Raw genomic sequence first — 23830 nt, forward strand, 5'->3', positions numbered from 1 at the left:
CAGTGATCTTCAACGAAAGATCACTGTCTTGGTGGACGTTTCGCAACAGTCACTGAGGCGCTGCCCGGCCCGGGCCCGGGGCGCCGCGGCCGGAGCCGGCGGGTCCGGTCGGAGAGACCGCGGCCGGACGGAGCGGGAACCGGATCCGCCGGGAGGCGTTCGCCCGCGTCCTCACCGTCAGTGCAGCGAGCCGCCGGTCAGGCGCAGGTCGTCGTGGACCAGGCCGGCGGCCGTCACGATCGCGGTCAGCGCCTCGGCGACCATCGTGACCGGCATGGACGGCATGGACGGCATGGACGGCCCGCCCTGGTCGAGGACCTGTCCGGGGGCGACCGGCACGTGCACGAAGCCCCCGCGCACCTGCGGGAACTCGGTGGCGATCAGGTGCATGAGGCCGTAGAAGACGTGGTTGCAGACGAACGTCCCGGCGCTGTGCGACACGCTCGCCGGCACGCCCGCCTTCCGCGCCGCCGCCACGCAGGCCTTCACCGGCAGCGTGGCGAAGTAGGCGGCCGGCCCGCCGGGGACCACCGGGCGGTCCACCGGCTGGTCGCCCGCGTTGTCGGGGATGCGGGCGTCGTCGAGGTTGATCGCGACCCGTTCGACCGTGACGTCGGCCCGCCCGGCCGCCTGCCCGACGCAGACCACCACCTCGGGTCCGTGCTCCAGCATCGCCGCCCGCAGGCGGTCGGTCGCCGCGCCGAACACGCACGGCAGCAGTACGGCGTGCGCGCCGGGCACCAGCCGCACCGCCTCCCACGACGGGTTGACGGTCGCGCCGTCGAACGGCTCGAACCCGGCCAGCAGCGCCCTCATCGCCGGGCCGCCGGCAGGGCGCAGGCCGGGGTGCCGCCGGGCAGGCGGTGCCGGTTGGCGGCGACCAGCCGGTAGAGGCCGTGGGCCGCCCACCGCAGCGGCGGGAGCCGGAGCGCGAACCCCAGCGCGCTCCACGGCGCCCCCGCGGCGATCAGCAGCCGGGCGGCGGCCTGCGCCCCGCCGTACACCCGGCCGCGCTCGACCCAGAGCACCTCGCGGTCCGCCCGCTGCGGGGTGGTGCCGAGCGCGGTCAGGTCGGCGGACTGCCAGGGCGTCACGCGGGCCCGCACGCCGATCCACCTCTCGGCGAAGTGCACGCTCGCCGTGCAGAATCCGCAGTCGCCGTCGTAGACCAGCACCGGTCGTTCTGTCATAGACAAACCCTACTTGTCACCTTCTGTGCTAGGGCCGTCCAGGTAGCGGAAGGCCTCGTGCGCGGAGCGGACGCTCTCCCGCAGCGCCCGCTCCAGCCGGCCGGCGTCCTGCGCCAGGTGGTCGATCTCCGGCACGGCGAGCGCGTCGGCGCCCGTCTCGGCGAGGAGCTCCTCGTATCTGGGCAGCCGCGAGCGGAGCAGTTCGACCTGCTGGTGGGCGCGGAAGGCGCGCTCGGCCTCGGCGACGTGGCCGGCGTAGCGCTCCAGCGCCTCGACGCGGGCGACGACGGCGGCCTCGCTGGCGGCCAGCGCCCGCTCCAGCGGCGCCATCGCCGCGGCCACCTCCGGGGTCCTCGCGTCGTGGCCGAACCGGCCGTGCTCGTCCCGCAGGGCCGACAGCTTGGCCAGCAGCCGGGCGATCTCCCACTCCTGGGCCGGGAGCATCACGGAGTTGCGCGCGTCGTCGAGCAGTCCGGAGGCGTTGACCTGGGAGCGCAGGACGTACTCGACCGCCTTGCGGGTCCGCTCGCGCAGTTTCTCGGCGGGGGCGTCGAAGTCCTCCGGGAGCAGGTAGCGGTCCTCGTACCAGCGGGCGTTGCGGTAGACCTCCTGCTCGGTGTCCTCGCTCTCCAGGGGCCCCTCGCGGGCGACCAGGTGGCCGGTGAAGACCACGAAGAGGAGCAGCGCGGGGACGAACACGAGGATCCGCCCGTCGTCGGCGCGGAGGGCGCCGGCGAGCAGCAGGAGCGAGACGATCGCCCCGCCGACCTGCAGCGCCCGGACCGGCAGGCCGGGGGCGTCGATCCGCGGCTCGGGAGTCCATCCGGCGCGGATGCGCGACAGCAGCGATCCGTTCCTGCGGAACAGATCGGCGACCTCCGCAGGAACCTCCGGGTCGACCGCCACGTGCTGCACCGGCTCGTTCTCCCCTTTCCCGCGGTCGGACCGTAGTCGAGAAATCTTATTTTCGGCTATCCGTCGAGATAGCGGAACGCCTCGTGGGCGGAGCGGATGCTGGCGTTCAGCGCCTGCCGCAGCTGGTCGGCGTCCTGCGCCAGATGGCCGATCTCCGGAGCCATCAGCCGGCCCGCACCCGCCTCCGCGACGAGCTGCTCGTACTCCGGGAGCTGGGCGCGCAGGGCCTCGATCTGGTGGTGGGAGAGCAGCGCCCGCTCGGCCTCGGCGACGTGGTCGGCGTAGCGCTCCAGCGCCTCGACGCGGGCGACGACGGCGGCCTCGCTGGCGGCCAGCGCCCGCTCCAGCGGCGCCATCGCCGCGGCCACCTCCGGGGTCCTCCCGCTCCTGGCCATACCGTGGTGCCTGGCCCGCAGGGCCGACAGCTTGGTCAGCAGGCGGGCGATCTCCCACTCCTCCGCGGGGAGCATCACCGAGTTGCGGACGCCGTCCAGCAGGCCCATGGCGTTGACCCGGGAGCGCAGGATGCGGTCGATCGCCTGCTGGACCCGGCCGAGCAGGTGGCGCGAGGGCGGGTCGAAGTCCTCCAGGACCAGGAAGCGGCCGCGGAACTGGACCGCGTGGCGGTACAGGACGCGCTCCAGGGAGTCGGCGGGGGTGGGCTTCCTGGCGAGGTAGAGGATCGCCATGACGAGGAGCTCGATCCCGGCCAGGACGATCAGGGGGAAGGCGCCCATCCCGGCGGCGACGAGGGTGACGAACGCCAGCACCAGCGTCAGCGCGAAGACTCCCAGGACCGGGCCGGGGATCCGCGAGCCGTCCCGCGCCTCGGGGTTCCAACCGCGGTGGAACCGCGACAGCAGCGGTCCGTTCCGGCGCATGAGGTTGGCCACCTCCGCGGGCACCTCCGGATCGACCACCACACGCAGCACGGGCCCGCCCCCTTCGCCGAAGCCAAAAGCATACCTATCAACCCGATTTCGGGTCAGGCGTGCTTCCATGGTGCCTCTTCGCGAGGCCTGCGGTGTCCTCCCTGCGGGTGATTCCGGCCGCCGGTCAGGGCGCGGCGGGAACCGGAAGGAGTGGAAACGAAGCGGTCCCCCGGCCTTGGGGCCGGGGGACCGCTGGTGGTGGACGATACAGGGATTGAACCTGTGACCTCTTCCGTGTCAGGGAAGCGCTCTCCCGCTGAGCTAATCGTCCTCGGGTGAACCAGAGCGGAAGACGGGATTCGAACCCGCGACCCTCACCTTGGCAAGGTGATGCTCTACCACTGAGCCACTTCCGCGCGTCCCGCTGCGGGTTTCCCCTCGCGGTGCTCGCAACACTTTACCGGATCCCGCGGGCTCCGGCGTCCGTGCGGTGAGGTGGAGACGGGATTTGAACCCGTGTACACGGCTTTGCAGGCCGTTGCCTCGCCTCTCGGCCACTCCACCAGCCAGATCCCGGGGGATCTGTCAGAGCGGAAGACGGGATTCGAACCCGCGACCCTCACCTTGGCAAGGTGATGCTCTACCACTGAGCCACTTCCGCGTGTTTCCCGGCGAATTCGTCCGGGGCACGGGAGAACTCTAGCGCGTTCCCGGAGTGCGCGCGTCCAACCGGGCCGCCGCCCCGGAGCCGGGATTCTCAGCCCTGGAGCCGGACGACGTCCTCGGCGCGGACGAACATGACCCGGTGCCCGAACTGGATCTGGTGGTAGCGCGTCGCGCCCCGGATGAGGCGGTGCTTCGACGGGTCGAAGGTGACCGCGTGCAGGTGGGAGCCGCGCCGGGTCAGGCCGAGGCTGTAGCGCTGGCCGGCCGGGAGCCGGTACTGCAGCGGGACGGGTCGCTGCCGCTTCACCCCGCGCGGGTAGGCCGAGGCCTCGGGGTACGGTCTGCCGTACAGCCTCACCGAGGCCAGGCCCGGCCGGGGGGTGACCACGGGACCGCGGGCGCGTACGGAGGTCCGGGCACCGGCGGGGTCGTGGAACCAGGCCTTCTGGCCGAGGTACCAGATCGCGGTCCAGTCGCCCCGGCGCTCGGCCAGAGCGTAGCGCTGGCCGGTCGAGGCGCGGGCGGCGTGGTCGTAGACGCTGTGGCTGGAACCCCCGGTCGGATGTTTGCCGACGTCCCTGACCAGCGGGGCGTCGGCCGCCGGGGCGGTGCGCAGCCAGACCGAGGACGCGCCCGCGGGAGGGCAGGGGCGCGACCCGCCGCCGCACCCGGTGAAGTGGGGCCGGTGGACGGCGTAGCGGGGCAGGATCGTCACCGAGCGCGCGGGCCGCCGACCGGAGAGGGCGGTCAGGACGGCCAGGGCCGGCCGCGGAGCCCGGGCGGCCCGGTCCAGCGGGCGGCCCAGCAGCTCGAAGTAGTGCTCCCAGTCCCAGTAGGGCCCCGGGTCCTCGTGCATGCCGCGCACGGTCGCCGGGGTGGCGCCGGGCACGTTGTCGTGGCCGAGGATGTGCGCCCGGTCAAGCGGCACGCCGTACCGCCGGGCGAGGTGGCGGACCAGCCGGGCCGAGGCGCGGTACATCGCCTCGGTGTACCAGGCGCCGCCGCGGGCCAGGTGGCCCTCGTGCTCCAGGCCGATGGAGCGGGAGTTGACGTACCAGTTGCCCGCGTGCCAGCCGACGTCCTGGCCGCGCAGGTGCTGGGCGATGTGGCCGTCGCTGGAGCGCAGGGTGAAGTGCCAGCTCAGGTAGGCGGGGTTGGCCGCGAGCCGGGTCATGGCGTCGTAGCTCGTCTCCCCGTCGTGGATGACGATGTAGTCGATCTCCCTGCGGCCCTCGTAGCGGTCGTGGTTGCCGTAGCGGTCCCTGCCCAGCTTCCGGTAGGCGGCGGGGATCCACTCGCAGGAGACCCCGCGGGGGCAGTCGGGCCCGGTCCTGCCCCGGGTCTCCTGCCGCAGTGCCAGCCGCCGGGGCGCGCGGGCGTCCCGGTCCGTACGGCCCGCCTCCGCGGGGCCCGCCGGGGCCGCCGGGGCCGCCGGGGTCGTCGGGGCCAGGGCCGGGTCCGGGCGCAGGACCATCCGCTCGCCGTCGTCGGTCACCCGGGCGGCCCCGGTGCGGAGCGTCGCGTAGACCTCGTCGGCGAAGACCGCCGCGGCCCGGGCGTCACGGGTCGCGGGATAGCGGGCCACCGCGTCGTACCAGTGGGCGGGACCGGCGCCCGGCCGTCCTCCGCCGCTCCGCTGGTGGTGGGCGAGGAGCGCGGCGCCGCCCATGATGTTGGCGGCCGGGTCCAGGCGCAGCCGGGCGGGGGAGATCCCGGTCAGGCGCGCGGCCCGGTGCAGGGTGTCCGGCGGGACCCGGTCGCCGTGAGCGGCGGGGCGGGGGGGCGCCACCCGGAGCGGCCGGGTCTCGTCGCCGCGCGGGTCCGCCCCGGCCGCGCCGTGGTGGTCGTCGCGGTGGCGGCCGGGAGACGCGGCGGTGCGCGCGTCGACCAGGTGCATGGGGCCGTACCCGCCCGAGACGCTCGGTCTGCCGCCGTGGGCGTCCCAGCGGGACTGCAGGTAGGAGACGGCGAGCAGCAGGCTCTCCGGCACGCCGTACGTCCGGGCGGCCCGGGTGAAGGCGGCCTGCCTGCCCTGGTGCGGACGGTCCCGCATCCGGCTCTCCGGGCCGTTCCCCGAGCCGTTTTCCAGGGCGCTCTCCTCGCCGTTCCCCGGGGCGGTCTTCAGGTCGTTTCCGTGGGCGTTCCCCGGGGCGAGTTCCGGGCCGGGGAGCGGAGGCGGCTGCGGGCCCGTCCGGAGGTTCGGTTCCGGGGCGGCGTGGGCAGAGGGCGCGCCGAAGGCAGCGGAGACGGCGAGAGCGGCGAATACGGTGATGCACGGCAGGCGGCGCATAGTGGTTCCTCCCGCCCCCACCACTACCCAGAGTAACGATGAACTACCGTATGTGGTTCATGTGGCCGATCGGATGGAATCGCTGATTTCCTGCCCGATTCCGGGCAGGAAAGTTGGCGAATCGCGTTCTCCCTGCATATCGTCCTGGTCTGTGTCCACCGCATGGCATCCGCACGAGGAGCTGATCACTCATCTGACCCGGACGAGCGCGCTCGGGCCGGGAGAGGCGGCGCGGGTGGTGGCGGACGTGCTGGCGTACTTCTCGGAAGGGACCGAGGAGTACGTCCGGCGGCGCCACGCCGAGCTCAAGGCGAAGGGGCTGGTCAACGACGTCGCCTTCCCGCGGATCGCCGCGGAGCTGGCAGCCCGCCGCGTCTCGCCGCCCGAGCTCTCCCTGCGCCAGTTGCGACGGATCATTTACGGATAAAACCGCACAAAGGGTACAAATATCTCAGTGAGAGGGTGATGATCATGTGTGGAATCGTGGCCTACGTCGGCCCGAAGGACGCGGCGCCGATCCTGCTGGAGGGCCTCCAGCGCCTGGAATACCGGGGCTATGACTCGGCCGGCGTGGTCGTCTCCAACAAGGGACTGAAGATGCGCAAGGTCAAGGGCCGCGTGGCGGACCTGGCGGCGGCCGTGCCCGCGCGGTTCAAGGGGACGGTCGGCATCGGCCACACCCGCTGGGCCACCCACGGCGTGCCCAGCGACGTCAACGCCCACCCCCACCTGTCGAACGACGAGCGCGTCGCGGTCGTGCACAACGGCATCATCGAGAACGCCGACGAGCTGCGGGCCAAGCTGGAGGCCGACGGCGCGGTCTTCCTGTCCGAGACCGACACCGAGGTGCTGGCGCACCTGATCGCCCGGACCGTCAAGGAGACCGACTCGCTGGAGGAGGCCGTCCGCCTCGCGCTCAAGCGGGTCGTCGGCACCTACGGCATCGCCGTGCTCGACGCCGAGCGCCCCGGCGAGGTGGTCGTGGCCCGCAACGGCAGCCCGATCGTGCTGGGCATCGGCGAGAAGGAGATGTTCGCCGCCTCCGACGTGGCCGCGCTGGTCCGCTACACCCGCCAGGTGGTGCACCTGGAGGACGGCGAGCTCGCGGTGCTGCGGGCCGACGGGTTCAACACCTTCGCCAGCGACGCGCGGGAGACCGCCAAGGAGCCGCTGACCGTCGACTGGGAGGCCGCGCACTACGACACCGGCGGCTACGAGCACTACCTGCTCAAGGAGATCTCCGAGCAGCCCGACACCGTCGCCCGCACCCTGCGCGGACGGCTCGACGAGCGCTTCAACGTCGCCCACCTGGGCGGCCTCAACATGGACGCGCGGGAGACCCGCTCCTTCCGCCGCGTGAAGATCATCGGTTGCGGTTCGGCCTACTACTCCGGCCAGATCGGCGCCCAGCTCATCGAGGAGCTGGCCCGCATCCCCGCCGACGCCGAGCCGGCCAGCGAGTTCCGCTACCGCAACCCGGTCGTGGAGGCCGACACCCTGTACGTGGCGATCAGCCAGTCGGGGGAGACCTATGACACCCTCGCGGCCGTCCAGGAGCTCAAGCGCAAGGGCGGCCGGGTGCTCGGCATCGTCAACACCGTCGGCAGCGCCATCGCCCGCGAGTGCGACGGCGGCGTCTACCTGCACGCCGGGCCCGAGGTCTCCGTCGCCAGCACCAAGGCGTTCACCTCGACCGCGGTGGCCTTCGCGCTGCTGGCCCTGCACCTGGGTCGGGTGCGCGACCTGTCGCCGGCCGACGGCCGCCGGATCTGCGAGGGGCTGCGCGCGCTGCCCGATCAGATCAAGGAGATCCTCGCCCTGGAGCCGCAGGTCAAGGAACTGGCCGAGAAGTACGCCGACTCGCCGAGCATCATGTTCGTCGGCCGCGTCCGGGGCTACCCGGTGGCGCGCGAGGGCGCGCAGAAGCTCAAGGAGATCTCCTACGTGCACGCCGAGGCCTACCCGGCCAGCGAGCTCAAGCACGGCCCGCTGGCGCTGATCGGCCCGGAGATGCCGACCGTGGCGATCGTCCCCGACGACGAGCTGCTGGACAAGAACCTCACCACCCTGGGGGAGATCCGGGCGCGCGGCGGACGGGTGCTGATGGTCGGCCACCGCGTCGCCGACCCCAAGCTGGCCGACGACTGCCTGATCGTGCCCAAGAACGAGGTCGAGCTGGACCCGATCCTGCTGGGCATCCCGCTCCAGCTCTTCGCCTACCACGCGGCCGTCGCCCTGGAGCGGGACGTGGACAAGCCCCGGAACCTGGCCAAGAGCGTCACGGTGGAGTAGCCGGAACACGGCGCCCGCTACGTCCCGTTCTGTGGCGGAAAGTAATGGTGCTGTAACCTAGAGTGCCAAGGGCACCCTGGGGAAGGGGCACCTATGCACCGTAGGCGGTTTTTCTGGATCACCGCGGGGGTCGCGGCCGCCGCGGCGGGATGCGGGACGACGGACGGCGCCGGACCTCCGGTGCCGGAGAGGTTGTCGGTCATCGCGCCCGCGGCCCGCGGGCGGGAGGCAGACCGGGTGGCCCGGGCGCTGGCGTCGGCGCTGACCGGCGACGGACTGGCCCGGACGGTCGAGGTGGAGAACCACCCGGGCGGGGCCGGGGCCGCCGCCCTCGCGGCCCTCGCCGCGTCGCGGACCTCCGGTGCGCCGTTCACCCGCGAGGGCGGGCTGCTGGTGGCCGGGATGCCGATGGTCGCCGGGGCGGAGACGTCCGGCGCCGCCCCGCTGGCCGAGTCCGCCACCCCGCTGGCCCGCCTGGTCGGCGAGTGGGCGGCGCTGGCGGTCTCCGCCGACTCGCGGCTGCGCTCCTTCGAGGACTTCGCCGCCCGGCTCCGCCGGGACCCCGCCGGGCTGGTGGTCGGCGGCCGGGCGGCCGGCGGCCCGGACCACGTCCTCTACGGCATGATCGGCAAGTGCCTGGGCGTGGACGCCCGCCTCCTCGAGTACACCGGGTACGCCGGGGCCGACCAGGCCGTCGAGGCGCTCGGCGGCGGATGGGCCGCCGCGATCCTGGCCCCGGCCCGCGCCCTGGCCGCCGGACTCGCCTCGGGACGCCTGCGCGTGCTGGCGGTCTCCTCCCGCGAACGGATCGACGGGATCGAGGCGCCGACGCTCATGGAGCTGGAGGTCCGGCTGGAGTACGCCGACTGGCGCGGGCTGCTCGGCCCGGGGGAGATGAGCGCCGAGGACCGCGAGGCCGCCGTCGCGCTCTGCGACCGGATCGACGCCTCCCCGCGCTGGCGGGAACTGTGCGCGCGCCAGGGCTGGGAACGCGTTTACCTCAGCGGCGACGACTTCCGGCAGTGGCTCGCCACCGAGACCGAGCGCACCCGGGGAGTGCTCTACGAACTCGGGCTGCTGGGCTCGTCCGACACAAATTGTAGGGCCGGTTGCGCGATCCGCCCCTAGATGTAGGATCTTCCTCGTTGCTGGTTCGCCCCTGGCGGGGCGAGGAAAGAGGGAACCCGGTGCGATTCCGGGACTGCCCCGCAGCGGTGAACGGGAACGACCGCCGTCAGAGGCACTGGGGAGACCTGGGAAGCGACGGCCAGTAGGAAGCGCACGAAAACGCCCGTGAGTCCGAAGACCTGCCGGTGACGCGTGGAAGGGGAGCCGGACCGGGCTCCGGGACGCCCGAGGGCGCTCCGGACCGCCCTCGGGCGTCCCCGGCCACGCAAGCGGTCCAGGGCCTCGAGGGAGGGCCCGCGGACGAGGCGGTTCCCGCATGCCCTTCCTGCGGCCGGGATCCGCCCTCCGACGCGCGCCCGTTCCTCGAGAGCCGTACACACGGGGAATTCCAGCGCGCGAGGGGTGGCACGTGACACAGACCATGGCAGAGGCCGCGATCGGCACGGCGGGCGAGGCGGCGGGCGACGCGGCGATCGACGCAGCGGGCGACGCGGTGACCGGCACGGCGGATGACGCGGCGGGCGGCGCGGTGACCGGTACGGCGGCCGGCGCCGTGCCGGGGGCGGGAGCCGGCCCGGACACCCGCCGGCTGGCCATCGAGGAGGCCGCCGCCCGGGTGATCACCGACCCGGAGAACTCCAGGACCGCCGCCGGGCTGCTGGACGGGCTGATCGCCGACGAGACCGCCGAGCACGGCGTCCGGACCTTCTCGGAGTCCGTCGCCGCCACCCACGCGGCCGGGCTGGTCGCCGACCGGCTGGCGGAGTTCGTCGCGGCCAACGCGGCGGAGCTGGACGCGCTGGTCCGCGAGGAGACCCGGTTCGAGTACTTCGGCCTGCGCACGGTCTACGACCGCTACCTGCTGCGCCACCCGGAGACCCGCAAGGTCCTGGAGCGCCCGCAGCACTTCTTCCTCCGGGTGGCCTGCGGCCTGTCGGAGACGGTGGCCGAGGCCGGCGAGCTGTACGGCCTCATGACCACGCTGTCCTACCTGCCGAGCTCGCCGACCCTGTTCAACTCCGGCGCCCGCCGCCCGCAGCTGTCGTCGTGCTTCCTGCTCGACTCTCCGCGCGACGAGCTGGAGGCCATCTACGAGCGCTACGCGCAGGTCGCACGCCTATCGAAGTACGCCGGGGGGATCGGCATCGCCTGGACGCGGGTGCGCTCGCGGGGCTCGCTGATCCGGGGCACCAACGGCCACTCCAACGGCATCGTGCCGTGGCTGCGCACGCTGGACTCCAGCGTCGCCGCGGTCAACCAGGGCGGCCGGCGCAAGGGCGCCGCCTGCGTCTACCTGGAGACCTGGCACGCCGACGTCGAGGAGTTCCTGGAACTGCGCGACAACACCGGTGAGGACGCCCGCCGCACCCACAACCTCAACCTGGCCAACTGGGTGCCGGACGAGTTCATGCGCCGCGTCGAGGCGGACGAGGAGTGGTCGCTGTTCGACCCCAAGGACGTCCCGCACCTCACCGACCTGTACGGCGCCGCCTTCGACGCCGCCTACCGGGCCGCCGAGGAGGCCGGGCTGGCCGTGCGGCGGATCCCGGCCCGGACCCTCTACGGCCGGATGATGCGGACCCTGGCCCAGACCGGCAACGGCTGGATGACCTTCAAGGACGCGGCCAACCGCACCTCCAACCAGACCGCCCGCCCCGAGAACGTCATCCACCTGTCCAACCTCTGCACCGAGATCCTCGAGGTCACCAGCGACGCCGAGACGGCCGTCTGCAACCTCGGCTCGGTGAACCTGGCCGCCCACCTGGCCGGGGACGGGGTCGACTGGGAGCGGCTGCGCCGCACCGTCCGCACCGCCGTGCGGTTCCTGGACCGCACCATCGACCTGGGCTTCTACCCGACGCCCGAGGCCGAGGCGGCCAACCGCCGGTGGCGGCCGATCGGGCTGGGCGTGATGGGCCTGGCCGACGTGTTCTTCGCGCTGCGCCTGCCGTTCGACTCGCCGGAGGCGCTGGAGCTGTCCACCCGGATCGCCGAGGAGATCGCGCTCGCCGCCTACGGCACCTCCGCCGACCTGGCCGCCGAGCGGGGCCGGCACCCCTCCTACGGCGAAACCCGGGCCGCGGACGGGGTGCTCCACCCCGACCACTACGGCGACGGCCACAGCAACGGCCGCAGCGGCGGTCACGGGGCCTCCCGGTCCGCCGCGCGCTCGCCCGAGTGGGCCGCGCTGCGGGAGCGGATCGCGGAGACCGGCCTGCGCAACTCCCTGCTGATCGCGATCGCGCCGACCGCCACGATCGCCTCCATCGCCGGCTGCTACGAGTGCATCGAGCCGCAGGTCTCCAACGTCTTCAAGCGCGAGACCCTGTCGGGCGAGTTCCTCCAGGTCAACCGCTATCTGGTCCGCGACCTGCAGGCGCGCGGGCTGTGGAACGAGCGGATCCGGGACGCGATCAAGCGGGCCGACGGCTCGGTCCAGGACATCCCGGAGATCCCCGCCGACCTCAAGGTCCTGTACCGGACCGCCTGGGAGCTGCCGCAGAAGGCGCTGATCGACTTGGCCGCCGCGCGCACGCCGTACGTCGACCAGGCGCAGTCGCTGAACCTCTTCATGGCCACCCCGACCATCGGCAAGCTCTCCTCGATGTACGCCTACGCCTGGAAGTCGGGCCTGAAGACCACCTACTACCTGCGTTCACGCCCCGCGACGCGGATCGCCCAGACCACCGTGGCCGCCGCCCCGGGCGCGCCCGCGCCCGCCGCGGTCGCCGACCCCGAGGCCGTCGCGTGCTCCCTGGAGAACCCCGAGGTCTGCGACGCCTGCCAGTAGGGCCGCCCGGCGCCCCGCCGCGGCACGGCGCGCCCTACCGCGCCTTTCCACGGCCCGGCGCGTTCCACGGCCCGACCCGCGATCCGCGACCTCACGCACGACCTCACGCACGACCGACGACGACACGGAGACATCCAGCATGCTGCTCGACCCCGGCATGGACCTGACCCTGCGGCCCATGCGCTACCCGGACTTCTACGAGCGCTACCGGGCCGCCATCCGCAACACCTGGACGGTGGAGGAGGTGGACCTGAACTCCGACCTCGCCGACCTGGCGAAGATGACGGACCAGGAGCGCCACCTGATCAACCGGCTCGTGGCGTTCTTCGCCACCGGCGACTCGATCGTGGCCAACAACCTGGTCCTCAACCTCTACCAGCACGTCAACGCCCCCGAGGCCCGGCTCTACCTCAGCCGCCAGCTGTTCGAGGAGGCCGTGCACGTCCAGTTCTACCTGACGCTGCTCGACACCTACCTGCCCGACCACGACGAGCGGGTCAAGGCCTTCGCCGCGGTCGAGCACATCCCGTCGATCAGGGACAAGGCCGAGTTCTGCTTCCGCTGGATCGACTCGCTCGGCGGGCTGGACCGGCTGGAGACGAGCCAGGACCGCCGCGCCTTCCTGCTCAACCTGATCTGCTTCGCCGCCTGCATCGAGGGCCTGTTCTTCTACGGCGCCTTCGCCTACGTCTACTGGTTCCGCTCCCGCGGCCTGCTCGGCGGCCTGGCCACCGGGACGAACTGGGTGTTCCGCGACGAGTCCATGCACATGGAGTTCGCCTTCAGCGTGGTGGACACCGTGCGCGCCGAGGAGCCCGGTCTCTTCGACGACGAGCTCGCCGCGCAGGTCGTCCGGATGATGGAGGAGGCGGTCGCGGCCGAGCTGGCCTTCGCCGCCGACCTGTGCGGCGACGGCCTGCCCGGGATGGGCGTCGAGGCGATGCGGGGCTACCTGGAGTACGTGGCCGACCAGCGCCTGGCCCGGCTCGGCATGCCCGCCCGGTACGGCACCGCCAACCCGTTCGCCTTCATGGAGCTGCAGGACGTGCAGGAGCTGGCGAACTTCTTCGAACGCCGGGTTTCTGCGTATCAGGTGGCTGTCGAGGGGAATGTCACATTCGACGAGGACTTCTGATTATGGGCCAGCCATAGGGGAAACCTCTCGCCGGTAAAAAGTCGACGAGGGGGGACGCCGTCCGTGATGGACTGGATCATCATGCTGGTCGCCGTACTGGCCGCGGTCGCGGCCGTGGAGGTGGTGAGGCGGGTGCTGCGCTCACGACTGATCGGGGAGAAGTGGGTCCTCGCCGGCCCGCTGGTGCGGCGCTGCACCTGGCCCGCGTTCGCCACGGCGGCCGTGGTCGCGGCCTACACGGTCTACGAGCCGGGCGCCATGGCCGACGGCGAGGCCAACCAGAACATCCAGCGGCTGCTCAGCCTGGCCATGATCGCCTCCATCACGTGGCTGGTCATCCAGGCCGCCTACGCGGTCACCGACGTCGTGCTGGAGCGGCTGCTCAAGGTCGAGGGCGAGCGCAACCTGCGGGCCCGGCGCATCCGCACCCAGATCGCGCTGGTCCGCAGGGTCGCCTCGGCGGTGGTCGTCGTGGTCGCGCTGGGCGCGATGCTCTTCACCTTCCCGCAGATGCGCGCGCTGGGCGCCGGACTGCTCGCCTCCGCCGGCATCGCGGGCGTGGTCGCGGGCATCGCGGCCCAGTCGACGCTCGGCAACCTGCTCGCGGGACTGCAGCTCGCCTTCAGTGACGCGATCCGGCTGGACGACGTGGTCGTGGTGGAGAACGAGTGGGGCCGGATCGAGGAGCTGACCCTCACCTACGTGGTCCTGCGCCTGTGGGACGAGCGCCGGCTGGTCCTGCCCGTCTCCTACTTCACCACCAACCCGTTCCAGAACTGGACCCGGCACGGCAGCCGGGTGATCGGCCACGTGATGTTCCGGGTCGACTGGTCGGTCCCGGTGGACGAGCTGCGCACCGAGCTCTACCACGCGCTGCGCGAGCACCCCCTGTGGGACCAGAAGGACTGGGTGCTCCAGGTCACCGACGTCCTGCCCAACGGCCTGGTGGAGCTGCGCGCGCTGATGAGCGCCGCCGACTCCGCCAGCGCCTGGGACCTCAAGTGCGACATGCGCGAGCACCTGGTGAGGTTCGTCCGGGAGAAGTATCCCGAGTCGCTGCCCCGCTTCCGGGTCGAGACCTCCGCCTGAGGGCCTTTCCTACGCCTCGCCGGCCGGCTGGTGCTCGGCGCAGTCCACCCGCAGGGCGGCGTCTCCGAAGGGCGTGTCGAGCAGGCGGCAGTGGTGCGTCAGTTCCGGGTCGTCGTGCGCGGCGCGGGCGAAGAAGCGGCAGGTCACGCAGGTCCGGGCGACCGCGAGCACGCCGGTCCCGTGGAGGCGGGCGATCAGGTCGAGCAGGAAGCGCAGGGTGCCGGCCTTGTCGGCCTCCGGGGCGCCGCCCAGCCAGGTGGTGACGGGATCGGACCAGTGCGCCAGCTCGCCGGCGAGTCTCCGGCCGGCGTCGGTCAGCAGGAGGACGTGGCTGCGCCGGTCGCCCGGATCGGGTTCCCGCCGGACGAGCTCCTTGCGGCGCAGCGCCGTGAGCGCCTCGCTCATGGTGGCGGCCGAGACGTCGAACTCGGCGGCCAGGTCGCTGGAGCGCGGCGGCCGCGCCCCGCCGGACAGGTGCAGCAGCAACTGGGTCTGGATCGGGCTCAGCCCGTTGGCGTAGGCCTGCCGCCACAGCAGGGTGCGCACCGCGTGCCCGGTCCGCTCCAGCGCCGCGGCCAGCCGGCGGTCCAGGTCGGCGCCGTCGGCGACCGTCGGTGCGGCCGTGTCGGCCGGTAGCGGTCCTTCCTGCTGCACCGCTCCTCCATTCGTCAGGAGTCCTAAGCATAGAGGTTGACAGCACCTCCCCGCTCTTCTAATTTACTTCGGAGTCCGAAGCTTAGGACTCCGAAAGAAAGAGAGGGTCACCATGTCCCGAATCGAGATCCGGGGGCGCCGCCTCACCGTCGCGACGGCCCTCGGCCTGCTCGCCGCAGGCCTGCTCGCCACGCCTGCGGCCGCCCACCCGGGCGGGAAGGGCCATCCGGACGGGAAGGGCCACCGGCACGCCGCGGAGCAGGGCGGCATCCGCTCACCGCGCGGCGACGCCCGCCCGTCCGCCTTCGACCTCGTCCGCACCAGCGTGCGGCGCGACGGACGCCATCTCGTCTTCACCGAGCAGGTGCGCGGCCGCGCCGGTTCCGTACGGCCCGAGCGGCACGGGTCCTTCGCCGGCAGCGAGGTGCTCAGCTACGTCTGGCCCACCTCGCTCGACCCCTCCGCGGTCGGGTTCACCGCCGGCAGCGGCACCCTGGCGCTCGCCGCGACCTCCCACCCCGACTTCGACGACACCCCCGGCTACGACGAGGACCGCAACGGCCGCACCGACGACGACGGCGCCCGCTGGCACAGCCACTGGGTGGTCCTCGTCCCCGACACCACCCGCCCCGACGGAGCGCTGAAGGTGCGCGACATCGCCGAGGGCGAGAAGCCGGACCTGCCCCGCACCTGGCCCGGGGTGCCGCTCTACCTCGACAGCCCGCCCTACCCGACGCGGCTGGACGCCCACACGGTGCGGATCCGCGTTCCCCTGGCGGACCTGGGCTTCCCGAAGGACTTCGCCTACGACGGCGTCACCGCCGCGCTGCGGATCAACGCCGATCTGCACGATCCGCTGCTGCGGGTGAGCAACGTGCTCGACGTCGCCTCCGGGGACCTCTCCCTGCGCGGTCGGGTCGGGCGGCGCTGAGCCCCGCCGCGGATCCCCGCGCGTGCGGGCGCGCAGCCTCGAAGGCCGCGCCCGCACGCGGGACCGGAAGCCCTCACCGGGGGTCGCGGGGATCCGGGACCCTCACGGGGAGTTCGACGGTCGGAGCACCCGGGCGGCTCCGGCGATCAGGGCGGTGGCCAGGATCCATCCGGAGGCCACCAGCGTCCAGGCGAGCCACCGGGTCCAGCCCACCGGCTCCCAGGCCCCGCGCTGCTCGAAGACGCTCACCGGGACCAGCAGGTCCAGCGTGTAGACGAAGGCGTTGAAGTGCCGGACGTGGTCCGGGTCGATCTTCACCGGCTGCACGGACGAGAAGACCGCCGTGCCCGCGGCCAGCAGCACCACCGCCCACAGCCCGGCCAGCCAGGGGCGGTAGCCGTACCCGACGGCGACGTCGAGCAGGCGGCCCCAGAACCGGCCGGTGGGCCTGAGCGTGCCGCGGTGCTCGCGCTGCTTGGCCAGCAGCACCCGGCGGGCGTCCGGCTCGTGGCCGATCCGCCGGTACCAGGCGGCCAGCTGCTCGTACGGCTGCGGCCGGTAGCCGCCCGGGTCCCGGCCGACCCACGAGAGCCGCTCGGCCACGGTCCACGGGCCGCGCAGCGCCTCGTAGGTCAGCCCGTTGAGCTGGACCCGGTCGGGGTAGGCAGCGGGGTGGTCCAGCAGCACGCCGATCCGCGAGTAGCCGAGATTGGCCTCGCCCTCGATCGCCGACGGCTTGAGGATCAGCTCGTCCACCTGCATGTGGCTCAGGTGCAGGGACCGGTCGGGCGCCTCCAGCGTCGCCCGGTCGAACGAGAGCACGCCGTTGATCCGCGCCCCGCGCAGCCGCACGGTGCCCACGGCGGTGAACCCCGCGCTGAACTCCGCCGCGGAGGACTCCAGGAAGTCGGCGTAGACGGCGTACGACGTGGCCGGGCTCTCCCGGAAGCCGGAGTAGCCGTACGGCTCGGCGGCCGTAGGCTCGGCGGTCGCGGTCGCGGTCGCGGTCGCGGTCGCGGTCGAGGGCCCGGGCTCGGGCCCGGTGGCAGGGAGAGCGGAGTGCCGGGTGGCGGTGATCGACGCCTCCTGCAGGTAGAGGCCGCCGTTGAATCTGGCGCCCACCATGCGCAGCCCGCCGGTGGCCCGCAGGCCCCGCAGGAACGCGCCGCCGTCCACGACCGCGCCGCCGGCCCACACGGCCCAGCGGTGCCCGTCCTCCAGGCCGCGCTCCCGCCGCTCGGCCTCGCTGTACGGCCTCCTGACGTCCTCCATGAACCGCATCAGGTCGGGGTCGGCCGCGTCCGGAGGGCTCACCCGAGCCCTGGCGAGCCGGAGCTGGCCGGTGATGTGGGCGTTGTCCATCCGCAGGCCCCGCAGGGACGAGCCGTCGAAGTCAAGCAGCCCGTCGACGGTGCTGCGCGCCGCCCGGACCCGGCCCAGTTCGCAGCCGCGGAAACGCAGGCCCTGGGTCTTCGCGTCGCTGATGTCGACCGTCCCGGACAGGTGGCAGTTGAGCAGGTGGAGCTTGGCCCCGACGGCGCCGTCCGACAGGTCCAGGTTCCCGGTGATCCGGGCCCCGGCCAGCCGCAGGCCGGGGGTCGCGCCCGGCTCCGGCTCCCGTGCGCCGAGCAGCAGCGCCGCGACGACCTCCGCCCGGACCGTCCGCTCCGGCCCCCAGCACTCCCCGTTCGCCGGGTCGTCGGCCTCCGGATCGCCGGAGCGCAGGTCCACCCAGGCGCCCGTCTGGTAGGCGTCCCAGAGCCGCCGCTCGGCCGGGTTCAGCCGGCGGAAGGGCCGGTTCAGCCGCATTCGGTCTCTCCGTCCTCCGTCGAAAGCGGTCTCGGAACCGCGGTCTCAGGGACTGCAGTCACAGCAGCAGCAGTCGCAACAGCCGCCGGAGCAGTCGCACTCGCGCAGGTAGCAGCGCTCGTCGCCCGGGCGGCCCCGCTTCCTGCTCCACCGGGGCCGCCACATCCCGCAGGTGAGGAAGGTCGCCACCCCGGCCGCGGACCTGCGCACGAACCCCGGCCGTTCGTACGAGGCCGAGGACGCGGAGGCGCCGAACGCCCGCTCCACCGCCCGCCGCACCTCGGTGCCGAGCAGCACCTCGGCCAGGTGGCGGTCCTCCAGCTCCACCTCCCGCAGGGCCAGGGCCAGGCCGCGGGCGGCGTCGTCGCAGAGCCGCCGGGCCTCCTCGCGGGAGGTCCCGGTGGCGGTCAGCGGGTTGAACGCCCCCCGGGCGTCGTCCTCCTCGCGGTCCTCCACCGCGTCCAGCAGGTGGGCGATCCGGCCGAAGAACCTGCCCGCCTCGGCCAGCGCCTCGGCGTTGCCCGGCCTTCCCGCGAGCACCGCCGTGTGCGCGAAGGCGGCCGCCACGGCCTCCTCGGCGGGACCGGTCAGATCGAGCAGCGTGACACCCGGCGTCCGGGCCGGGACCGCCGCACGGCGCTCCAGCGCGAGCTGCCGCTCCACGGCGGCGTCCAGGACGGCGGTGTCGAATCCGATCCCGGCCCCCATCCGGGCCCCGGCCGAAGCCCAGCGGGCGGCGACCAGGCCGCGAACCGGCGCGGTGGCGGGAGTGGAGTCGCCGTCGGCGACGTGGTCGCGGATCCTGCCCGCGGCCAGCACGAGCGAGACCGAGGCCGCCAGCCGGGCCCCCTGCGCCCGGGCGTCCACCACGTCGGCGGACCGGAACCCGCGCAGCGGGCACGGGCCCGCCTTCCGGTGCGGGGAGGCCGACGGCAGCTGCGCCTCGGTGAGCACCGAGACGATCAGGCCGTCGTAGTTGGCGGCCAGCCGCGCCGTCTGACCCTGCCCGTCGCGCAGGGTCAGGCAGAGCCCGCACAGGTGGGCCGCCCACGCGCGGCGCAGCGACGGGCAGGTGTGCTCGCCGCACGGGCGGATGATTCCGAACATTCGGCCTCACAGCTTCGGGCGTCCGGGGGGAGCGGGGTCCGGCCGCATGATCGAACAGAGCTCCCGGGAGAATCTACCCCGTGCGGATCTGCAACGGCTTCCGGCTGACCCTCGGCGCACCCGCCGAGCACGTCGCCACGCTCACGATCGACCGACCGGACAAGCGCAACGCGATGAGCGCGGACATGTGGCGGGCGCTGCCCGGCATCCTGGAGCCGCTCGCGGCGGACCCGGCCGTACGGGTGCTCGTGCTCACCGGAGCGGGCGGGACCTTCTGCTCCGGCGCGGACATCTCCGAGATCGCCGAGCTGTCCGAGGACGGCGATGACACCGGCCTGACCGTCACCGCGGAGCGGGCGCTGACCAGGTTCCCCAAACCGGTGATCGCGATGATCGAGGGCTTCTGCGTGGGCGGCGGCTGCCAGCTCGCGCTCGCCTGCGACCTCCGCCTGGCCGCCGACGGCGCCCGCTTCGGAATCACCCCGGCCAAGCTCGGCATCGTCTACCCCCTCTCCTCCACCCGCCGCCTGGTCGACCACGTCGGCCCCTCCGCGGCCAAGTCGCTGCTCTACACCGCCGACCTGGTCGACGCCGGGCGGGCGCTGCGCATCGGCCTGGTCGACGAGGTCCTGCCGGCCGGGGAGCTGGCGGGCCGGGTGTACGGCCTGGCCCGTACGATGGCCGGGCGGTCGCAGCTCACCCTGGCGGCCGGCAAGGAGATCGTGGACGGCCGGGCGGGGGAGGATGCCTTCCGCGCCTGGCAGAAGGCATCCCGGGAGGAGCTGGCCGAGGGCGTCGCGGCCTTCCTGGAGCGCCGCCCGCCCCGCTTCACCTGGGGTCGATGACGGGCGGTCCCGGTGCGAAGCGCACTTCCGTTCGCGAAGGAGAATATTTCCGGTCATCTGCTCAAGGAAAGTATGGGTTTTCTCCCTCCGGGTGGGGTTTCGTTCAAACGCGGGCGGAACGATTTGATGCGATTGTCGAATCTGAGGTATTTCAGTTTCACTGTTTCCCGGTGAACGCACGCCGAGATCTCCAAAACTGCATCCCGCGAGGCCTCCCCCATCCCCGGCCTCGCCGGCGGGCTTCGGCTACGCTGCGGAATCACATCCGGAGGACTTCCCCCATGACCACGACGCCCACGATCGAGGAACGGGTCACCCATTTGGAGCGGGACATCATGGAATTCGGCATGAGGTGCAGACAGCGGTCGCTGCAGCACGCCCACCAGGCGGTGGACCCCGCCTACGGCATGATCGAGGAGATGCACCACCGGCTCGTCGGTGTCGAGCAGGCGGTCGGGCGGACCAGGGACGACGTCAAGATCCTGGGCGAGCAGATCGGCGGGGCCATCGGCCGGATGGACCGGGTGGAGCGCCGGTTCGACCTGCTGCTCGGCCAGGTCTACGACCTCGACAAGCGTCTGACCGACCGGATGGACGGGCTGGACAAGCGCATCGACGGGCTGGACAAGCGGATCGACGGGCTGGACAAGCGACTGAGCGGACGCATCGACGAGCTTGACGAGCGGTTGAGCGGACGGATCGACGAGCTGAGCGCCCAGGTGGGGGAGCTGAACGGCCGGGTCGATGCGCTGGCCAAGTCCAACGCCGCCATGTTCCAGGCGATCCTGGAGCGGCTGCCGGAGAAGAGGGAACCGGCCCGTCCGTAGCGGGTCCTCCCGGCGATGAGCCGGGCGCGGACCGCACCTCACACCCGGCGGCGAGCCGGAACGGGTCCTGGTTCCCCGGCGTCCGGGGAACCGGGATCCCGGCTGCGGGCACCGGGGCGGCGGCGGATCCTACCGGTCGACGATCTCGTTCTTGCCGATGACCACGACGCCGCTGCCGGTGACCGCGAAACGGGAGCGGTCGTGCTCCAGGTCGAAACCGATCCGGGCGCCGTCCGGGATGACCACGTTCTTGTCGATGATGGCCTTGCGCACGATCGCGCCCCTGCCCACCTTCACGTTGCCCATCAGCACGGAGTCCTCGACCACTGAGTGGGAGTGCAGCACCACGCCGGGGGAGAGGACGGACCTCTCGGCCAGACCGCCGGAGACGATCACCCCGGAGGAGACCAGCGAGTCGATCGCCCGGCCGACCCGGTCGCCGTCGTTGTGCACGAACTTCGCCGGGGGGAGCGGGTCGTGGCCGGTGTAGATCGGCCAACGGTCGTTGTAGAGGTTGAAGAACGGGTGCGCCGAGATGAGGTCCATGTGCGCCTCGTAGTAGGCGTCCAGCGTCCCCACGTCGCGCCAGTAGCCGCGGTCGCGCTCGGTCGAGCCGGGCACGACGTTGTCGGCGAAGTCGTAGACCTCGGCGCTGCCGCTCTTGACCATCATCGGGATGATGTTCCCGCCGAGGTCGTGCTTGCTGGTGGGGTCGAGCGCATCCTCGCGGAGCGCGTCGATCATCGCCTGGGTCCGGAAGACGTAGTTGCCCATCGAGGCGTAGACCTGGTCGGGCGCGTCCGGCAGGCCCACGGCGTCGGTGGGCTTCTCGCGGAACGCGGTGATCCGCCGCCCCGCCGGATCGGTCTCGATCACCCCGAACTGGTCGGCCAGCGACAGGGGCTGCCGGATCGCCGCCACGGTCACGTCCGCGCCGGAGTCGATGTGCTGCTCCACCATCTGCCGGGGGTCCATCCGGTAGATGTGGTCGGCGCCGAACACGATGACGTGCTCGGGCATCTCGTCGTAGACCAGGTTCAGGTTCTGGAACAGCGCGTCGGCCGACCCGGAGAACCAGTGCGGCCCGAGCCGCTGCTGCGCCGGGACCGGGGTGACGTAGTTGCCGAGCATCGCCGACAGGCGCCAGGTGCGTGAGATGTGCCGGTCGAGGCTGTGGTTCTTGTACTGCGTCAGCACGACGATCTTCAGGTAGTGACCGTTGGCCAGGTTCGACAGCACGAAGTCGATCAGCCGGTAGATCCCTCCGAACGGCACCGCCGGTTTGGCCCGGTCCGCAGTCAACGGCATGAGCCGCTTGCCTTCACCACCGGCGAGCACGATCGCGAGGACTCTCATACCCAGGACCTTAACCTGACGAAGGGGGATGAAACACTAGGGTGTGACCATGCGAGTCGATCTACTGAGCCGCGAGTACCCGCCGGAGGTCTACGGCGGTGCCGGAGTGCACGTCGAGTACCTCGCCAGGGAGCTGAGGGCGCTGGCCGACACCCGCGTCCGCTGCTTCGGGGCCCCGCGGACCGAGCCCGGGACCGACGCCTACCGGGTCCCCGGCGGCCTGGAGGCGGCCAACGCCGCGCTGCAGGTGCTCGGGGTGGATCTGGAGATGGCCGCGGGGTGCGAGGGCGCCGACCTCGTGCACAGCCACACGTGGTACGCCAACTTCGCCGGCCACGTGGCCAAGCTGCTGTACGGCACGCCGCACGTGGCGACCACCCACAGCCTGGAGCCGCTCCGGCCGTGGAAGGCCGAGCAGCTCGGCGGGGGGTACACCCTCTCGTCGTGGGCCGAGCGGACCTCCCTGGCCGCGGCCGACGCGATCATCGCGGTCTCGGAGGGCATGCGCCGGGACGTGCTCGCCTGCTACCCGGAGATCGACCCGGCGCGGGTCTCGGTGATCCACAACGGCATCGACACCGACGAGTACGCCCCGGACCCCGGCACCGAAGTGCTGAAGAAGCACGGCATCGACGCCGGTCGGCCGTACGTTGTGTTCGTCGGGCGGATCACCCGGCAGAAGGGCCTGGTCCACCTGCTGCACGCGGCCCGGGACCTGCACCCCGACGCCCAGCTGGTGCTCTGCGCGGGCGCCCCCGACACACCCGAGATCTCCGCCGAGGTGACCGGCCTCGTCCGGGAGCTGGAGCGGGACCGGGCCGGGGTCGTCTGGATCTCGGAGATGCTCCCGCGCCCCGAGGTGATCCAGATCCTCACCCACGCCGCCGTGTTCGTCTGCCCCTCGGTCTACGAGCCCATGGGCATCGTGAACCTGGAGGCCATGGCGTGCGAGACCGCCGTGGTCGCCACCGCCACCGGCGGCATCCCCGAGGTCGTGGCCGACGGCTCGACCGGGCTGCTGGTCCCGATCGAGCAGACCGCCGCGGACGGCACGCCGGACGACCCGGCCCGGTTCGCCGCCGACCTCGCCGCGCGGGTCAACCGGCTGCTGGCCGACCCGGCGCTCGCCGCCGAGCTGGGCCGGGCCGGGCGGATCCGGGCCGTGGAGCACTTCTCCTGGGCCCGGATCGCCGAGCGGACGATGGAGCTCTACCGGTCGCTCGTGCCCTGACAGGTCCGAAGGGGGTCAGAACCCGATCACGGGCTCGGGCCTGACGGGGAAGTTCACCGAGCGGGCGATGAAGCAGTATTCGTGGACCTCGCCGTGCAGGCGCTCGGCCGTGGCCGCCATCTCGGCGGAGGCGACGGTCACGGCCGGCCGGAGCACGACCTCGGTGAACCGCCCCGAGCCGTTGCCGTCCTCCAGCATGACGCCCTCCGGCTCGTCCGTGTAGCCGGTCACCACGACGCCGTTGACCGTGCACAGGTGCAGGTACCAGAGCATGTGGCACTGGGAGAGCGAGGCGACGAGCAGTTCCTCGGGATTCCAGCGGGCGGGGTCGCCCCGGAAGGCGGGGTCGGACGAGCCGGCCAGCGGTTCCTTGCCAGGGGCGGAGACCTCGTGCTCCCGGCCGTAGCCGCGGTAGCTCACGGTGCCCTCGCCGCGGTTCCCGGTCCAGGTGACGGTGAGCCGGTAGCGGTGTTCGCGTGTCATGCCGGAATCATGGCGGAGAGATCGCGACCGGAACCGGTCGGGGCGCACCCGCGGAAGGGCGCACGGGCCACGGCGGCCGTATCCGCCGGAATCCGTACCGCGGGGCCGTGTCCGCCGGGCCGCCGGAATCCGTACCGCGGGGCCGTGTCCGCCGGGCCGCCGGAATCCGTACCGCGGGCGGGGCGCGCCCGTGGGGACCTCCGTCCGCCGCGGGCGCGC

General features: G+C 72.7%; 20 protein-coding genes, 4 tRNA genes and 1 riboswitch. Of the genes, 10 read left to right on the forward strand and 14 right to left on the reverse strand.

Annotation, left to right across the window (positions count from 1 at the left end; all coding sequences use genetic code 11):
* Positions 1-177: 177 nt before the first annotated feature.
* From pcp to IEZ07_RS30735, 9 genes are all read right to left on the reverse strand, one after another.
* Positions 178-816: a pyroglutamyl-peptidase I gene (gene pcp / locus IEZ07_RS30695; protein WP_191897998.1), complete on the reverse strand. Its 639-nt coding sequence runs from the start codon at positions 814-816 to the stop codon at positions 178-180.
* The gene (locus tag IEZ07_RS30700) at positions 813-1190 is read right to left on the reverse strand and encodes a thiol-disulfide oxidoreductase DCC family protein (protein WP_191897999.1); all 378 of its coding nucleotides are present in this window, start codon (positions 1188-1190) and stop codon (positions 813-815) included. Before IEZ07_RS30700 ends, pcp begins: the two co-directional genes overlap by 4 nt.
* Before the next feature lie 9 nt (positions 1191-1199).
* Complete coding sequence (locus IEZ07_RS30705) at positions 1200-2105, reverse strand: hypothetical protein (RefSeq protein ID WP_239320545.1); 906 nt, start codon at positions 2103-2105, stop codon at positions 1200-1202.
* 56 nt (positions 2106-2161) lie between these two features.
* Positions 2162-3037: a hypothetical protein gene (locus IEZ07_RS30710; protein WP_239320548.1), complete on the reverse strand. Its 876-nt coding sequence runs from the start codon at positions 3035-3037 to the stop codon at positions 2162-2164.
* A 196-nt stretch (positions 3038-3233) separates the two neighbouring features.
* Positions 3234-3308, reverse strand: a tRNA-Val gene (locus IEZ07_RS30715).
* 13 nt (positions 3309-3321) lie between these two features.
* Positions 3322-3393: transfer RNA gene (locus tag IEZ07_RS30720), tRNA-Gly, on the reverse strand.
* Positions 3394-3470: 77 nt separating this feature from the next.
* Positions 3471-3541 (reverse strand) — tRNA-Cys (locus IEZ07_RS30725).
* Positions 3542-3566: 25 nt separating this feature from the next.
* Positions 3567-3638 (reverse strand) — tRNA-Gly (locus tag IEZ07_RS30730).
* 96 nt (positions 3639-3734) lie between these two features.
* The gene (locus tag IEZ07_RS30735; RefSeq protein WP_191898000.1) at positions 3735-5933 is read right to left on the reverse strand and encodes an N-acetylmuramoyl-L-alanine amidase; all 2199 of its coding nucleotides are present in this window, start codon (positions 5931-5933) and stop codon (positions 3735-3737) included.
* 151 nt (positions 5934-6084) lie between these two features.
* Between IEZ07_RS30735 and IEZ07_RS30740 the strand changes: the two genes are divergently transcribed.
* From IEZ07_RS30740 to IEZ07_RS30765, 6 genes are all read left to right on the forward strand, one after another.
* Entirely contained in the window at positions 6085-6360 is a 276-nt protein-coding gene (locus IEZ07_RS30740) for a hypothetical protein (protein WP_191898001.1), read from the forward strand.
* Positions 6361-6404: 44 nt separating this feature from the next.
* Positions 6405-8225, forward strand: a complete 1821-nt coding sequence (glmS, locus tag IEZ07_RS30745; RefSeq protein WP_191898002.1) for a glutamine--fructose-6-phosphate transaminase (isomerizing) — start codon at positions 6405-6407, stop codon at positions 8223-8225.
* A gap of 180 nt (positions 8226-8405) precedes the next feature.
* Positions 8406-9353: a Bug family tripartite tricarboxylate transporter substrate binding protein gene (locus tag IEZ07_RS30750; RefSeq protein ID WP_191898003.1), complete on the forward strand. Its 948-nt coding sequence runs from the start codon at positions 8406-8408 to the stop codon at positions 9351-9353.
* A gap of 4 nt (positions 9354-9357) precedes the next feature.
* Positions 9358-9554: riboswitch (cobalamin riboswitch) on the forward strand.
* Between the two features lie 208 nt (positions 9555-9762).
* A complete protein-coding gene (locus IEZ07_RS30755) occupies positions 9763-12144 on the forward strand; it encodes a ribonucleoside-diphosphate reductase subunit alpha (protein WP_239320552.1) in 2382 nt (793 codons plus the stop codon).
* 139 nt (positions 12145-12283) lie between these two features.
* Positions 12284-13279 (forward strand): ribonucleotide-diphosphate reductase subunit beta, encoded by a 996-nt coding sequence (locus tag IEZ07_RS30760; RefSeq protein WP_191898004.1) that lies wholly within the window; start codon positions 12284-12286, stop codon positions 13277-13279.
* 66 nt (positions 13280-13345) lie between these two features.
* Entirely contained in the window at positions 13346-14368 is a 1023-nt protein-coding gene (locus IEZ07_RS30765; RefSeq protein ID WP_230881880.1) for a mechanosensitive ion channel family protein, read from the forward strand.
* Between the two features lie 9 nt (positions 14369-14377).
* On the opposite strand, the gene IEZ07_RS30770 is transcribed toward IEZ07_RS30765, so the two are convergent.
* Positions 14378-15022 carry a MarR family winged helix-turn-helix transcriptional regulator gene (locus IEZ07_RS30770; protein ID WP_191898006.1) on the reverse strand — a complete coding sequence of 215 codons (645 nt, stop codon included), beginning with the start codon at positions 15020-15022 and terminating at the stop codon, positions 14378-14380.
* Between the two features lie 112 nt (positions 15023-15134).
* On the opposite strand from IEZ07_RS30770, the gene IEZ07_RS30775 reads away from it, so the two are divergent.
* Positions 15135-15953 (forward strand): hypothetical protein, encoded by an 819-nt coding sequence (locus IEZ07_RS30775; RefSeq protein ID WP_191898007.1) that lies wholly within the window; start codon positions 15135-15137, stop codon positions 15951-15953.
* A gap of 102 nt (positions 15954-16055) precedes the next feature.
* Here the strand turns inward: IEZ07_RS30775 and IEZ07_RS30780 are convergent, their stop codons facing one another.
* Together IEZ07_RS30780 and IEZ07_RS30785 are read right to left on the reverse strand one after the other, a co-directional pair.
* Positions 16056-17762 carry a pentapeptide repeat-containing protein gene (locus tag IEZ07_RS30780; RefSeq protein WP_191898008.1) on the reverse strand — a complete coding sequence of 569 codons (1707 nt, stop codon included), beginning with the start codon at positions 17760-17762 and terminating at the stop codon, positions 16056-16058.
* 45 nt (positions 17763-17807) lie between these two features.
* Positions 17808-18869 (reverse strand): DUF5685 family protein, encoded by a 1062-nt coding sequence (locus IEZ07_RS30785; RefSeq protein WP_191898009.1) that lies wholly within the window; start codon positions 18867-18869, stop codon positions 17808-17810.
* 80 nt (positions 18870-18949) lie between these two features.
* Here IEZ07_RS30785 and IEZ07_RS30790 point away from each other — a divergent pair, with 80 nt between their 5' ends.
* Both IEZ07_RS30790 and IEZ07_RS30795 read left to right on the forward strand, forming a co-directional pair.
* Positions 18950-19714 (forward strand): enoyl-CoA hydratase/isomerase family protein, encoded by a 765-nt coding sequence (locus IEZ07_RS30790; protein WP_239320554.1) that lies wholly within the window; start codon positions 18950-18952, stop codon positions 19712-19714.
* Between the two features lie 281 nt (positions 19715-19995).
* Positions 19996-20541: a hypothetical protein gene (locus IEZ07_RS30795; RefSeq protein WP_191898010.1), complete on the forward strand. Its 546-nt coding sequence runs from the start codon at positions 19996-19998 to the stop codon at positions 20539-20541.
* A gap of 129 nt (positions 20542-20670) precedes the next feature.
* Here IEZ07_RS30795 and glgC read toward each other — a convergent pair whose 3' ends face one another.
* A complete protein-coding gene (gene glgC / locus IEZ07_RS30800; RefSeq protein ID WP_191898011.1) occupies positions 20671-21897 on the reverse strand; it encodes a glucose-1-phosphate adenylyltransferase in 1227 nt (408 codons plus the stop codon).
* Between the two features lie 49 nt (positions 21898-21946).
* On the opposite strand from glgC, the gene glgA reads away from it, so the two are divergent.
* The gene (gene glgA, locus IEZ07_RS30805; protein WP_191898012.1) at positions 21947-23128 is read left to right on the forward strand and encodes a glycogen synthase; all 1182 of its coding nucleotides are present in this window, start codon (positions 21947-21949) and stop codon (positions 23126-23128) included.
* 15 nt (positions 23129-23143) lie between these two features.
* Here the strand turns inward: glgA and IEZ07_RS30810 are convergent, their stop codons facing one another.
* On the reverse strand, positions 23144-23611 hold the full coding sequence (locus tag IEZ07_RS30810; protein ID WP_191898013.1) for an OsmC family protein: 468 nt from the start codon (positions 23609-23611) through the stop codon (positions 23144-23146).
* Positions 23612-23830 lie beyond the last annotated feature (219 nt).

This window comes from Planomonospora parontospora (genome assembly GCA_014647935.1).
GTDB classification, from domain to species: domain Bacteria; phylum Actinomycetota; class Actinomycetes; order Streptosporangiales; family Streptosporangiaceae; genus Planomonospora; species Planomonospora parontospora.

What these genes read in the sequence shown, in the direction of transcription:
- glgC (WP_191898011.1), bottom strand. Translation starts at nt 21,897, where the DNA reads ATGAGAGTCCTCGCGATCGTGCTCGCCGGTGGTGAAGGCAAGCGGCTC.
- IEZ07_RS30735 (WP_191898000.1), bottom strand. Translation starts at nt 5,933, where the DNA reads ATGCGCCGCCTGCCGTGCATCACCGTATTCGCCGCTCTCGCCGTCTCC.
- glgA (WP_191898012.1), top strand. Translation starts at nt 21,947, where the DNA reads ATGCGAGTCGATCTACTGAGCCGCGAGTACCCGCCGGAGGTCTACGGC.
- IEZ07_RS30810 (WP_191898013.1), bottom strand. Translation starts at nt 23,611, where the DNA reads ATGACACGCGAACACCGCTACCGGCTCACCGTCACCTGGACCGGGAAC.
- IEZ07_RS30775 (WP_191898007.1), top strand. Translation starts at nt 15,135, where the DNA reads ATGTCCCGAATCGAGATCCGGGGGCGCCGCCTCACCGTCGCGACGGCC.
- IEZ07_RS30785 (WP_191898009.1), bottom strand. Translation starts at nt 18,869, where the DNA reads ATGTTCGGAATCATCCGCCCGTGCGGCGAGCACACCTGCCCGTCGCTG.
- IEZ07_RS30795 (WP_191898010.1), top strand. Translation starts at nt 19,996, where the DNA reads ATGACCACGACGCCCACGATCGAGGAACGGGTCACCCATTTGGAGCGG.
- pcp (WP_191897998.1), bottom strand. Translation starts at nt 816, where the DNA reads ATGAGGGCGCTGCTGGCCGGGTTCGAGCCGTTCGACGGCGCGACCGTC.
- IEZ07_RS30760 (WP_191898004.1), top strand. Translation starts at nt 12,284, where the DNA reads ATGCTGCTCGACCCCGGCATGGACCTGACCCTGCGGCCCATGCGCTAC.
- glmS (WP_191898002.1), top strand. Translation starts at nt 6,405, where the DNA reads ATGTGTGGAATCGTGGCCTACGTCGGCCCGAAGGACGCGGCGCCGATC.
- IEZ07_RS30700 (WP_191897999.1), bottom strand. Translation starts at nt 1,190, where the DNA reads ATGACAGAACGACCGGTGCTGGTCTACGACGGCGACTGCGGATTCTGC.
- IEZ07_RS30780 (WP_191898008.1), bottom strand. Translation starts at nt 17,762, where the DNA reads ATGCGGCTGAACCGGCCCTTCCGCCGGCTGAACCCGGCCGAGCGGCGG.
- IEZ07_RS30765 (WP_230881880.1), top strand. Translation starts at nt 13,346, where the DNA reads ATGGACTGGATCATCATGCTGGTCGCCGTACTGGCCGCGGTCGCGGCC.